We start from the raw sequence: 11,630 nt of genomic DNA on the forward strand, positions 1-11,630 counted from the left end.
GGCGTTCACCGCCTGTTCGTGACGAGCAGCAGGTACTCCCACTGCATGGTGCCGCCGTCGAGGTATTGTCTTGCGAGCTCGATCAATTGGGCGTCGAGCTCGGCGGTCAGCACCCGATTGTGGCCGATGTTCGCGTAGGCCTCGATGGTGGGGCCGTAGTGCTTCTTGAAGTAGTCGTGCACGGCCTCGGCGGTGTCGAACCGGTGCACCGGCAATGCGCCCCGCCTGGTTTCGACGCGGCCGACCCGATCTCCCAGCAGCGCGCCGATGTAGCCCTCGCGGCCCCACAGCGCCGCCGGGGGTATGGCCGGCGACAGGGTGGGCCGATACGGCCTGATGGTGGCCAGCATCCGCCCGAAGAACCCTTCCGCGGTCCAGCTGATCAGCCCGATCGTCCCGCCCGGCCGGCAGACCCGGACCAGCTCGTCGGCCGCGCGCTGGTGGTCGGCGGCGAACATCACGCCGATCGCCGAGACGACGGCGTCGAATTCCCCGTCGCCGAACGGCAGGGCCTGCGCGTTGGCCTCCCGGTAGTGCAGTGTCAGTCCCTGGGCTTCCGCCCGCGCCCGGGACCGCTCCAGCAGCTCCGGCGTGAGGTCGGTGGAGACGACGTCGGCGCCCGCCCCGGCGGCGGGAAGCGAGATGTTGCCCGAGCCGGCCGCCACGTCCAGCACCCGGACGCCCGGCCCAATACCCGTGGCGGACACCAGGATTGGGCCGAGTGGGGCCATCACCGCCTCGGCCATCAGGGCGTAGTCGCCCAGCGCCCACGTGGTGCGGTGCGTGGCGGCCACGGTGTGGTCGCCTCCGATGGCGGTGTCCAGAGTCATCAGACCTCCTAGGGGTGCAGGGCCGCCCGAATGTGCCCATTGGAAATAGTATGCATGATCAATAGTGTGGGCGCCACTCGGCCGCGGGCGGCCTTCCTAGACTGGGCCGGTGCGTCTCGTCTTCGCCGGAACCCCCGAACCCGCGCTGCCCGCGCTGCGCCGGCTCATCGACTCGCCCCGGCACGACGTGGTCGCCGTGCTGACCCGGCCGGACGCCGCCTCCGGCCGGCGGGGCAAGCCGCAGCCGTCGCCGGTCGCCCGCGAGGCGCTGGACCGCGGGATCCCGCTGCTGCGGCCGGCGCGGCCGAACTCGCCGGAATTCGTCGCGGAACTGGCCGAGTTCGCGCCCGAGTGCTGCGCGGTGGTGGCCTACGGCGCGCTGCTGCGCGACGCCCTGCTCGCGGTGCCGCCGCACGGCTGGATCAACCTGCACTTCTCGCTGCTGCCCGCCTGGCGCGGCGCGGCACCGGTGCAGGCCGCGATCGCGGCGGGGGACACGATCACCGGGGCGACGACGTTCCGGATCGAGCCGAGCCTGGACTCCGGACCGGTGTACGGCGTCGTCACCGAGGCGATCCGGCCGACCGATACCGCGGGGGATCTGCTTGACCGGCTTGCCCTTTCGGGGGCGGCGCTGCTGTCGGCCACGCTGGACGGCATCGCCGACGGGACGCTGACGCCGCGCCCGCAGCCGGCCGAGGGGGTCAGTATCGCGCCGAAGATCACCGTCGAGGAGGCCCGGGTGCGCTGGGATTTGCCCGCGCCGGTCGTCGAACGTCGCATCCGCGCCGTCACGCCCCACCCGGGCGCGTGGACGCTCATCGGTGACCTGCGCGTCAAACTCGGACCGGTCCAGCTCGGCGACGCGCCAGAACCCTTGCCGCCCGGCGCAATTCACGTCGACCGCAAAAGCGTGTGGATCGGCACCGGCTCGGACCCGGTGCGGCTGGGCCAGATTCAGCCGCCCGGAAAGAAACCCATGGACGCGGCCGACTGGGCGCGGGGAGCCCGGCTCGACCCCGCCGCGCGGGCCTCATGAGCCCCCAGCCGAACCGCGGGCAGCCGAACCGCAGGCGGCGGCCGCTCGACCCGGCCCGCGCCGCCGCGTTCGACGTGTTGCGCGCCGTCAGCGAGCGCGACGCGTACGCGAACCTCGCGCTGCCCGCGCTGCTGCGCGAACGCGGGATCGGCGGCCGCGACGCCGCTTTCGCCACCGAGCTGGCCTACGGGACCTGCCGCACCCGCGGCCTGCTCGACGCGATCATCGGCGCGGCGGCCGGCAGGCCGCCGGAGGCGATCAACCCGGTGCTGCTCGACCTGCTGCGGCTCGGCGCCTACCAACTGCTGCGCACCCGGGTCGACGCGCACGCCGCGGTGTCCACCACCGTCGAACAGGCGGGAATCGAATTCGATTCGGCGCGAGCGGGTTTCGTCAACGGCGTGCTGCGCACCATCGCGGCCCGCGACGAGAAGTCCTGGGTGGACGAGCTGGCCCCGGATCGGTCGAAGGACCCGATCGGGCACGCCGCGTTCGTGCGCGCGCATCCGCGGTGGATCGCCCAGGCGTTCGCCGACGCGCTGGGCGCGGCGGCGAACGAGCTCGACGCGCTGCTGGCCAGCGACGACGAACGGCCGCAGGTGCATCTGGCGGCCCGCCCCGGTGCGCTGAGCGCCGCCGAGCTGGCCGACGCGGTGGGCGGCACCGTCGGCCGTTACTCGCCGTACGCGGTGTACCTGCCCGGGGGTGACCCCGGGCGACTGGCGCCGGTGCGCGACGGCGAAGCGCTGGTGCAGGACGAGGGCAGCCAGTTGGTGGCCCGCGCGCTGACGCTGGCGCCGGTCGACGACGACGCGGGGCGGTGGCTGGACCTGTGCGCCGGACCGGGCGGCAAGACCGCGCTGCTGGCCGGGCTGGCCGCCGAGTCCGGCGCCCGGGTCACCGCGGTGGAGCCGTCGCCGCGCCGCGCGGACCTGGTGGAGCAGAACACCCGCGGGCTCGGCGTCGACGTGCTGCGGGTCGACGGGCGGGACACCGGCCTCGAGCCGGGTTTCGACCGGGTGCTCGTCGACGTGCCCTGCACCGGGCTGGGCGCGTTGCGCAGGCGGCCCGAGGCCCGGTGGCGGCGTCAGCCGAGCGACGTGCCGGGGCTGACCAAGCTGCAGCGCGAGCTGCTGGCCGCCGCGATCGCGCTGACCCGTCCCGGCGGCGTGGTGCTGTACGCGACGTGCTCGCCGCACCTGGCCGAAACCGTCGGCGTGGTCGCCGACGCGCTGCGCCGTCATCCGGTGTGCGCGCTGGACACCCGGCCGCTGCTGCAACCCGCGGACCTCGGCGAGGGGCCGTACGCGCAGCTGTGGCCGCACCGGCACGGCACCGACGCCATGTTCGCCGCCGCCCTGCGCCGCCTGGCGTGAGCTTCGCGGCACGGCTCAGTAGTGTTGCGCTCATGCCTGGCTTGACGGGACCCCTGATAGCGCCGTCGCTTCTGGCCGCCGACTTCTCCCGGCTCGCCGACGAAGCGGCCGCGGTGACCGGCGCCGACTGGTTGCACGTCGACGTGATGGACGGCCACTTCGTGCCGAACCTGACGATCGGGCTGCCGGTGGTGCAGAGCCTGCTGACCCACACCGACATCCCGATGGATTGCCATCTGATGATCGACAATCCGGACCGCTGGGCACCCCCGTACGCCGAGGCGGGCGCCTACAACGTCACCTTCCACGCCGAGGCCACCGACAATCCGGTCGCGGTGGCCCGCGACATCCGCGCCGCCGGCGCCAAGGCCGGGCTCAGCGTCAAGCCGAAGACCCCGCTGGATCCCTACCTGGAGATCCTGCGCCACTTCGACACGTTCCTGGTGATGTCGGTGGAGCCCGGCTTCGGCGGCCAGGACTTCATTCCCGAGGTGCTCGGCAAGGTCCGCACGGTGCGCAAGATGGTCGACGCCGGGGAGCTGACGATCCTCGTCGAAATCGACGGCGGCATCAACAAGGACACCATCGAGCAGGCCGCCGAGGCCGGCGTGGACTGCTTCGTCGCCGGGTCCGCGGTCTACGGCGCCGCCGACCCGGAGGCCGCGGTGGAGGCGCTGCGGCGACAGGCCGGCGCCGCGTCACCGCACCTGCGCCGGTGAGCCGCCGATGAGCGCCGAACGAGTCGACGGCATCGAGTCGGCCATGCGGCTCGCCATCGAGCAAGCCAACCAGGTGAAGGGCACCACCTATCCGAATCCGCCGGTCGGGGCCGTCATCCTGGACCCCGACGGCCGGGTGGTCGGCGTCGGGGGCACCGCGCCGGCCGGCGGCGATCACGCCGAGGTGGTGGCCCTGCGCCGGGCCGGCAGCCTGGCGGCCGGTGGCGTCGCCGTCGTCACCCTGGAGCCGTGCAATCACTACGGCAAGACCCCTCCGTGCGTGAACGCGCTGATCGACGCCGAGGTGGCGACGGTGGTGTACGCGGTCACCGACCCGAATGAGACCGCGGGCGGCGGTGCGGGCCGGCTCTCGGCGGCCGGCGTGCAGGTGCGGCCCGGCGTGCTGGCGGACCAGGTGGCCGGCGGGCCGCTGCGCGAGTGGCTGCACAAGCAACGCACCGGGCTGCCGCACCTGACGTGGAAGTACGCCAGCAGCATCGACGGGCGCAGCGCGGCGGCCGACGGCTCGAGCCGGTGGATCTCCAGCGAGGCCTCGCGCGCGGACCTGCATCGGCGCCGCGCCATGGCCGACGCGATCGTGGTGGGCACCGGCACCGTGCTGGCCGACGATCCGGCGCTGACCGCCCGGCTGCCCGACGGCTCGCTCGCCGAGAAACAGCCGCTGCGCGTGGTGGTGGGAATGCGCGAAATACCCTCCGAGGCAAAGGTTCTCAACGACGATTCGCGCACCATGGTGATTCGCACCCACGATCCCCTGGAAGTGATGAAGGCGCTTTCGGACCGCACCGATGTGCTGCTGGAGGGTGGCCCCACGCTCGCCGGTGCGTTCCTGCGGGCCGGGGTGGTCAACCGGATCCTGGCCTATGTCGCGCCGATCCTGGTGGGCGGACCCGTCACCGCGGTGGATGACGTTGGGGTGTCCAGCATTTCGAAGGCGTTACGCTGGCAGTTCGACGGCGTCGACCGGGCCGGACCGGACCTGGTGATCAGCCTGGTGCCGCAGACCGGCTAACGCTCACCGAGCGCGACGGCCTCCTCCGCGGGAACTTCCGGTTCCCCGGCGTGTTCCTTGCGGCCGCCGATCAGGAGGCCCAGTAGCGCCCCCACCACACAGATCCATACGGTGATCATGAAGATGTCGCCGAACATCTCGGCGAACGCCTTCAGGAAAAGGGTTGCCTGGGCGGCCACCCGCTCCATCAGGGTGGCGTTGGGCGGGATCGAGGCCGTCAGGTGGGCCAGCTTCTGGTTGAACGAGTAGAAGCCGAACGCGCTCAGCGCGGCCATCCCGATCAGCATGCCCGTCATGCGGGCCACCACCACCGCCGCCGATGCGATCCCGTGCTGCGCGGACGGGACGACCCGCAGCGCGGCCGACGACAGCGGTCCGATCACCAGGCCCAGTCCGATACCGGCGACGAACAGGTCGGCGTGCATGGTGGGCAGGGTCACCAGCCCGAAGAAGTTGTGCTGGTGGCTCACCACGTCCTCGCGCCAGAAGTGGATCAGCCAATAGCCGTAGGCCGCGATCAACAGGCCGACGAAGGTCATCGCACGGTCGCCGACCCGGGTGGCGATCCAGCCGCCCAGCACCGCCCCGAGCGGCAGCGCGATGAGGAACCACAGCAGCAACCCGGCCGCCTGCGTCTGGTCCATTCCCAGCACGCCCTGGCCGAACAGCTCCACGTCGACCAGGGTCACCATCAGCGCCGCACCCGCCGTCACCGACGCGCCCAACGCGGCCAGGAAGGGCCGGAAATGCACCCCGGCCGGATCGATCAGCCGGGTGCGCGCCAGGCGCTCCCAGATCACGAACACCACGGCGACGGCGATCGCGCCGATCACCAGGGGCGGCCCGTAGCTCGGCAGCAGCTGCTTGCCGTCGGGTTGGGGGTTGTACAACCCGATCACCGCGAGGCCCAGCGCGACGGCCAGCAGCAACCCGCCCACCAGGTCGATCCGCTCCGGCTTGTCGGCGCGGTCGTGCGACGGCAGGCTGAACTGGATCATCGCCATCGCGATCAGGGTCAGCGGCACGTTGATCCAGAACACGTAGCGCCAGTCGTGGAACAGCCACACGATGAAGATCCCGTACAGCGGGCCCAGCACGCTGCCGAGCTCCTGCGCGGCGCCGATACCGCCCAGCACTCCGGCCCGATTGCGTTGCGCCCACAGGTCGGCGCCCAGCGCGAGCGTGACCGGCAACAGGGCGCCGCTGGCGATGCCCTGGATGGTGCGGCCGCCGACCAGCAGGTGGAAGTCGCCGAATTGCCCGGCCAGCGCGGTGACGATCGAGCCGATCATGAACAGCGCCAGGCTGACCTGCAGCAGCAGCTTGCGGCCGAATCGGTCGGACGCCCGGCCCAGCAGCGGCATGGCGGCGATGTAGCCCAGCAGGTACATCGTGACGATCCAGGTGATGCGCTGCAGCTGGTTCAGCGGGATGTGAACGTCCCGCATGATGTCGCGCATGATCGTGACCACGACATAGGTGTCCAGGGCGCCCAGAAGCACCGCCAGGCTGCCGGCGCTGATCGCGATCCGCCGACCCGTTGCCGAGCTCATCCGCTCACCGGGGGCTTGGTGACGGTGACCGGCTGGTTCCAGTTGGACAGCGTCATCTGGACGGAGTTGCCCTGGCTCTTCTGCAGGTTGGCCTGGACCAGCTGATGATCGCCGGTCTCCTGGATCCACACGGTGCTCGGCATCGGCTGCGTCGCGTTCAGCGGCGGCGCGATCTTGTTCACCGCGTCGGCCGAGACGTTGCCGCTGATGCGAATCGTGTTCTGGCCGTTGATGGTCTCGCGACCCTCGGCCTTGGGGTTGCTGAAGTTCGCCAGCACGTTGCTCAGGCCGTTCTCCGGGCTCAGGATCGCCGAGACGTCGTAGATGTCGGAGGCCTTGCCGAAGTCACTCCACTTGTTGGGCGTGAGCGTCGCGTAGAGCACCGAGTCGTAGACGACGAAGTTGGCGTCGATGTCCGACCCCGCCAGCGTCAGCTGGACATTGCCCGACGCAGCGGTGCTGGGCGTGGTGGTGAGGTCGCCGTTGAGGACCTTGATCGGCAGGCCCTGGACCTTGCCCTGGACCGACAGCACCAGGTGCACGCTCTTGACGGTCTTGGTGGTGTCGGCGGACTGCTTGACCAGTGTCGCGGCGTCGGGCAGCGGTGCGCCGCTGGGTTTCGAACCCGACGAACAGCCGGCGATCAGGGCGGTGGCGAGGCTTAGGGAGGCGAGGACGGCCGTTAGGCGGCGGCGAGTCTGCATACCCTGCATCGTAAAGGGTGCCGCAGACCGGCCTTGAGAACGACGGGGGCCCCGGCCAATTAGCCTGGTGGGATGTTCACCGGAATTGTCGAGGAGCTCGGCGAGGTGACCGGCCGAGACGTCCTCGCCGACGCGGCCCGCCTGACCATTCGCGGGCCCGTCGTCACCGGCGATGCCGGCCCCGGCGATTCCATCGCCGTCAACGGCGTGTGCCTGACCGTCGCCGAGCTGCCGGGCGACGGCCAGTTCACCGCCGACGTGATGGCCGAGACCCTGGACCGGTCCAACCTGGGCGAGCTGCAGGTGGGCAGCCGGGTGAACCTGGAACGCGCCGCGGCCGTCAACAGCCGGCTCGGCGGCCACATCGTCCAGGGCCACGTGGACGGCACCGGCCGGGTGGTCTCGCGCTCGCCGTCGGAGCACTGGGAGGTGGTGCGGATCGAGGTCCCCGAATCGGTCGCCCGCTACATCGTCGAGAAGGGATCGATCACCGTCGACGGGATTTCCCTGACGGTGTCCGGACTCGGCGCCGACCCGCGGGACTGGTTCGAGGTCTCGCTGATCCCGACCACCCGCGAGCTGACCACCCTGGGCCGCGCCCCGGTCGGGACGCAGGTCAACCTCGAGGTTGACATCATCGCGAAGTACGTCGAGCGGCTGCTGGCAGCGAAGTAGCGCTTCCGCAAGGCTCGTCCGACATTGACTTGTACGCCTATTAGGCACACAATTGATCGATGGCTACCAAGACCCAACGGTTCGCGGTGCGCGTGACCCCTGAGCAGGACGCGCTGATTCGCCGTGCCGCCGAGGTCGAGGGGACCGACCTCACCAACTTCACCGTGACAGCGACGCTTGCGCACGCCCGCGACGTGCTGGCCGACCGCCGGCTGTTCGCCCTCGACGATGCTGCGTGGACCGAGTTTCACGCGATACTGGATCGGCCCGTCGTGCGCAAGCCGGCGCTCGAAAAGCTGTTCACCCAGCCGTCGGTTTTTGAGCCCTGACGGGCGTGAGCGGCTACAGCCTCCCCCGGCCGATCCGGGAGTCCGACGAGGTCGCCACCTTTGACAGTGGCGAGGCCAGCCTGGACGACTACCTGCGTCGGCGGGCGCTGGCCAACCACGTTCAGGGGGCGTCGCGGTGCTTCGTGACGTGTCGGGAACGCCGCGTGGTGGGCTATTACGCGCTGGCGACGTCGGCGGTGGAACATGCAGACGCGCCGGGGAAAGTGCGCCGCAACATGCCCGACCCGGTCCCGGTGATCCTGCTGTCGCGGCTGGCGGTCGATCGTAAAGAGCAGGGCAACGGTTTGGGCAAAAACCTGCTGCGCGACGCGATCGAACGGTGCGTCGGGGTGGCAGAACAGGTCGGGGTCCGGGCGATGCTTGTGCACGCTTTGCATGACGAGGCCCGCAGGTTCCACGCCCACTTCGGCTTTGAGCCTTCACCGACCGATCCACTGCACCTGCTGCTGACCATCAAAGATGCACGTGCTGTCATCGGCGCCTGATGTGCTGGGGTTTTGCCTGGTCACCCGGGCCCCGGTCGGCGCGGTCGTCGAACCGTCCCGCTCAATAAGCCGTGGCAATAACAGTGGCGTCGTGGTGGTTCATACTGAATGCAACGCCGGGCCCCTGATGACGGGCCCTTTGACAGCAAGGTAGCCAAGATGACGAGGTTGGACTCCGTCGAGAGGGCGGTTGCCGACATTGCGGCCGGTAAGGCCGTCATCGTCATCGACGACGAGGATCGCGAGAACGAGGGCGACCTGATCTTCGCCGCCGAGAAGGCGACGCCGGAGATGGTTGCCTTCATGGTTCGCTACACCTCCGGATATTTATGTGTCCCGCTGGACGGCGCGATCTGCGACCGGCTGGGCCTGCTGCCGATGTACGCGGTGAACCAGGACAAGCACGGCACCGCCTACACCGTCACCGTCGACGCGAGAAAAGACGTGGGCACCGGGATTTCGGCTTCCGATCGGGCCACCACGATGCGGCTGCTGGCCAATCCCACCAGCATCGCCGAGGATTTCACCCGACCCGGTCACGTGGTCCCGTTGCGCGCCAAGGACGGCGGGGTGCTGCGCCGTCCCGGCCACACCGAGGCCGCCGTCGACCTGGCCCGGATGGCGGGGCTGCAACCCGCCGGCGCCATCTGCGAAATTGTCAGCCAGAAGGACGAAGGCGCGATGGCCCAGACCGATGAATTGCGGGTCTTCGCCGACGAGCACGACCTCGCCCTGATCACCATCGCCGACCTGATCGAGTGGCGGCGCAAGCACGAGAAGCACATCGAGCGCATCGCCGAAGCGCGGATCCCGACCCGCCACGGCGAGTTTCGCGCGATCGGCTACGCCAGCATCTACGAGGACGTCGAGCACGTGGCGCTGGTCCGTGGCGACATCGCCGGGCCCAACGGCGAGGGCGACGACGTCCTGGTGCGCGTGCACTCCGAGTGCCTGACCGGTGACGTGTTCGGCTCACGGCGCTGCGACTGCGGGCCCCAGCTCGACGCGGCCATGGCCATGGTGGCGCGGGAGGGGCGCGGCGTCGTGCTCTACATGCGCGGCCACGAGGGCCGCGGAATCGGCCTGATGCACAAGCTGCAGGCCTATCAGCTGCAGGACGCCGGCGAGGACACCGTCGACGCCAACCTCAAGCTCGGATTGCCCGCCGATGCAAGGGATTACGGCATCGGCGCGCAGATCCTCGTCGACCTGGGGGTCCGCTCGATGCGGCTGCTGACCAACAACCCGGCCAAGCGGGTCGGCCTGGACGGCTACGGCCTGCACATCATCGAGCGCGTGGCGCTTCCGGTGCGGGCCAACGCGGAGAACATCCGCTACCTGATGACCAAACGCGACAAGATGGGCCACGACCTGGCCGGGCTGGACGACTTCCACGAATCCGTCCATCTGCCGGGGGAATTCGGGGGCGCTCTGTGAGTGGTGGCGCCGGGGTGCCGGAGATTCCGGCGCTTGACGCTTCCGGCGTGCGGGTGGCCGTCGTCGCGAGCACGTGGCACCGCGAGATCTGCGACGCGCTGCTGGCCGGCGCGCTGAAGGTGGCCGCCGATTCGGGCGTGGACAATCCGACGGTGGTCCGCGTGCTCGGCGCCATCGAGATCCCCGTCGTCGCCCAGGAGCTCGCCCGCAGCCACGACGCGGTCGTCGCTCTCGGCGTCGTGATCCGCGGCCAGACACCGCATTTCGACTACGTCTGCGACGCGGTGACCCAGGGCCTGACCCGGGTCTCGCTGGACGCGTCGACGCCGGTCGCCAACGGGGTGCTGACCACCAACAACGAGGAACAGGCGCTGGATCGGGCCGGGCTTCCGTCGTCGTCGGAGGACAAGGGCGCCCAGGCGGCCGGGGCGGCCCTGTCGGCCGCGCTGACCCTGCGTGACCTGCGCGCCCGGTTGTGACCCCGCCGAACCGCGAGGCGTGGGACGTCGAGCTGCGCGCCCATCGGACCCCGCTATTCGCTTACGCCGCAGCGTTTCTGATCGCGGCGGTGCACATCGCGGTCGGCCTGCTGCTCAAGGTGAGGTCCAGCGGCGTGATCTTCCGGACCTCGGATCAGGTGGCGATGGCCGTGCTGGGCCTCATCCTCGCCGGCGCCGTGCTGCTGTTCACGCGACCGCGGCTGCGGGTGGGGCCGACGGGGATTGCGGTGCGAAACCTGTTGGGCTACAAGCTGATTCCGTGGCTGGACGTGGCCGGCGTGTCGTTCCCGGCCGGTCACCGCTGGGCGCGCGTCGACCTGCCCGACGACGAGTACATCCCGGTGCTGGCCATCCAGGCCGTCGACAAGGAGCGCGCGGTGGACGCCATGGACACCGTGCGGTCGCTGCTGGCCCGCTATCGGCCGGACCTGGGCGGCGGCGGCTAGCCGGGGTCGGGTTCCTCGGCGTCGGGCGCCCAGCCGCTCGGCAGCATCGGCATGCGGGGGCCGTCGGTCAGCGCATCGCCGGCGAGCGTGGTCAACCCCGCCGGTTCGGCGCCGGCCGCATGCGCGGTGCCGGCGAACCCGATGGTCCCGGCGCCCCGGTCCGAGGCAACCGCGTCCGCGTCCGAATCGGGGTATTCGCGGCGGTACCCGCGGTCGATCAGGGCCGCCCGTCGGCGCCGGCGCCGTTGCTCGTCGTCCGCCATGGCCGCCACGGCCGCCGCGGCCGCATCATGCTCGGGCGCCCGCCTCTTGGCGCCGGTACGCGCGCTCATCTGGTCACCGAGCCCGGTGCCCGGCGGACCGACCAGGTAGGGATAGCCGAAGCCCTGGACGGCGACGGGCGGCGGCGCGGCGGGTGCGGCCGCGGGTGCGGGCGCCGCGGCGGGCGTGGAAGCGGCGGCCGGGGCCGTCGGCGCCGCCGGG

12 protein-coding genes and 2 pseudogenes are annotated in these 11,630 nt (G+C 70.9%); 10 read left to right on the forward strand and 4 right to left on the reverse strand.

The annotated features are described in order from the left end of the window. Positions 1-5: 5 nt before the first annotated feature. Positions 6-830 carry a class I SAM-dependent methyltransferase gene (locus tag OQ968_RS23385; RefSeq protein ID WP_324681887.1) on the reverse strand — a complete coding sequence of 275 codons (825 nt, stop codon included), beginning with the start codon at positions 828-830 and terminating at the stop codon, positions 6-8. 109 nt (positions 831-939) lie between these two features. On the opposite strand from OQ968_RS23385, the gene fmt reads away from it, so the two are divergent. From fmt to ribD, 4 genes are read left to right on the forward strand one after another with little or no spacing between them, the layout of a single operon-like run. Continuing rightward, positions 940-1,869 carry a methionyl-tRNA formyltransferase gene (fmt, locus tag OQ968_RS23390; RefSeq protein WP_324681888.1) on the forward strand — a complete coding sequence of 310 codons (930 nt, stop codon included), beginning with the start codon at positions 940-942 and terminating at the stop codon, positions 1,867-1,869. Then, on the forward strand, positions 1,866-3,245 hold the full coding sequence (locus OQ968_RS23395) for an rRNA small subunit methyltransferase B (RefSeq protein WP_324681889.1): 1,380 nt from the start codon (positions 1,866-1,868) through the stop codon (positions 3,243-3,245). Before fmt ends, OQ968_RS23395 begins: the two co-directional genes overlap by 4 nt. Before the next feature lie 32 nt (positions 3,246-3,277). Beyond that, the gene (rpe, locus tag OQ968_RS23400; RefSeq protein WP_324681890.1) at positions 3,278-3,964 is read left to right on the forward strand and encodes a ribulose-phosphate 3-epimerase; all 687 of its coding nucleotides are present in this window, start codon (positions 3,278-3,280) and stop codon (positions 3,962-3,964) included. A gap of 7 nt (positions 3,965-3,971) precedes the next feature. Further along, entirely contained in the window at positions 3,972-4,997 is a 1,026-nt protein-coding gene (gene ribD, locus OQ968_RS23405; protein WP_324681892.1) for a bifunctional diaminohydroxyphosphoribosylaminopyrimidine deaminase/5-amino-6-(5-phosphoribosylamino)uracil reductase RibD, read from the forward strand. Here ribD and OQ968_RS23410 read toward each other — a convergent pair. Together OQ968_RS23410 and OQ968_RS23415 are read right to left on the reverse strand one after the other, a co-directional pair. After that, entirely contained in the window at positions 4,994-6,550 is a 1,557-nt protein-coding gene (locus tag OQ968_RS23410; RefSeq protein ID WP_324681893.1) for an MFS transporter, read from the reverse strand. The two genes, ribD and OQ968_RS23410, sit on opposite strands and share 4 nt — an antisense overlap. Then, positions 6,547-7,254, reverse strand: coding sequence for an LppX_LprAFG lipoprotein (locus OQ968_RS23415; RefSeq protein ID WP_420715992.1), 708 nt, complete (start codon positions 7,252-7,254; stop codon positions 6,547-6,549). The genes OQ968_RS23410 and OQ968_RS23415 overlap by 4 nt, the downstream gene beginning before the upstream one ends. Positions 7,255-7,326: 72 nt before the next feature. Between OQ968_RS23415 and OQ968_RS23420 the strand changes: the two genes are divergently transcribed. From OQ968_RS23420 to OQ968_RS23445, 6 genes and pseudogenes are all read left to right on the forward strand, one after another. Next, positions 7,327-7,929 (forward strand): riboflavin synthase, encoded by a 603-nt coding sequence (locus tag OQ968_RS23420; RefSeq protein ID WP_324681897.1) that lies wholly within the window; start codon positions 7,327-7,329, stop codon positions 7,927-7,929. An 18-nt stretch (positions 7,930-7,947) separates the two neighbouring features. Then, positions 7,948-8,258, forward strand: a pseudogene (locus OQ968_RS23425) (DUF1778 domain-containing protein); the annotation flags it as partial. Between the two features lie 5 nt (positions 8,259-8,263). Beyond that, positions 8,264-8,764 carry a GNAT family N-acetyltransferase gene (locus OQ968_RS23430; RefSeq protein WP_324681899.1) on the forward strand — a complete coding sequence of 167 codons (501 nt, stop codon included), beginning with the start codon at positions 8,264-8,266 and terminating at the stop codon, positions 8,762-8,764. A 159-nt stretch (positions 8,765-8,923) separates the two neighbouring features. Continuing rightward, positions 8,924-10,201 (forward strand): bifunctional 3,4-dihydroxy-2-butanone-4-phosphate synthase/GTP cyclohydrolase II, encoded by a 1,278-nt coding sequence (locus tag OQ968_RS23435; RefSeq protein ID WP_324681900.1) that lies wholly within the window; start codon positions 8,924-8,926, stop codon positions 10,199-10,201. Next, entirely contained in the window at positions 10,198-10,680 is a 483-nt protein-coding gene (gene ribH, locus OQ968_RS23440; RefSeq protein WP_324681901.1) for a 6,7-dimethyl-8-ribityllumazine synthase, read from the forward strand. Before OQ968_RS23435 ends, ribH begins: the two co-directional genes overlap by 4 nt. Next, positions 10,677-11,147 (forward strand): PH domain-containing protein, encoded by a 471-nt coding sequence (locus OQ968_RS23445; protein WP_324681903.1) that lies wholly within the window; start codon positions 10,677-10,679, stop codon positions 11,145-11,147. Before ribH ends, OQ968_RS23445 begins: the two co-directional genes overlap by 4 nt. On the opposite strand, the pseudogene OQ968_RS23450 reads toward OQ968_RS23445, so the two are convergent. Further along, a pseudogene (locus OQ968_RS23450) lies at positions 11,144-11,630 on the reverse strand (PPE family protein); the annotation flags it as partial. The gene OQ968_RS23445 and the pseudogene OQ968_RS23450 sit on opposite strands and share 4 nt — an antisense overlap.

Source organism: Mycobacterium sp. 663a-19 (assembly GCF_035616495.1).
Lineage (GTDB): Bacteria > Actinomycetota > Actinomycetes > Mycobacteriales > Mycobacteriaceae > Mycobacterium.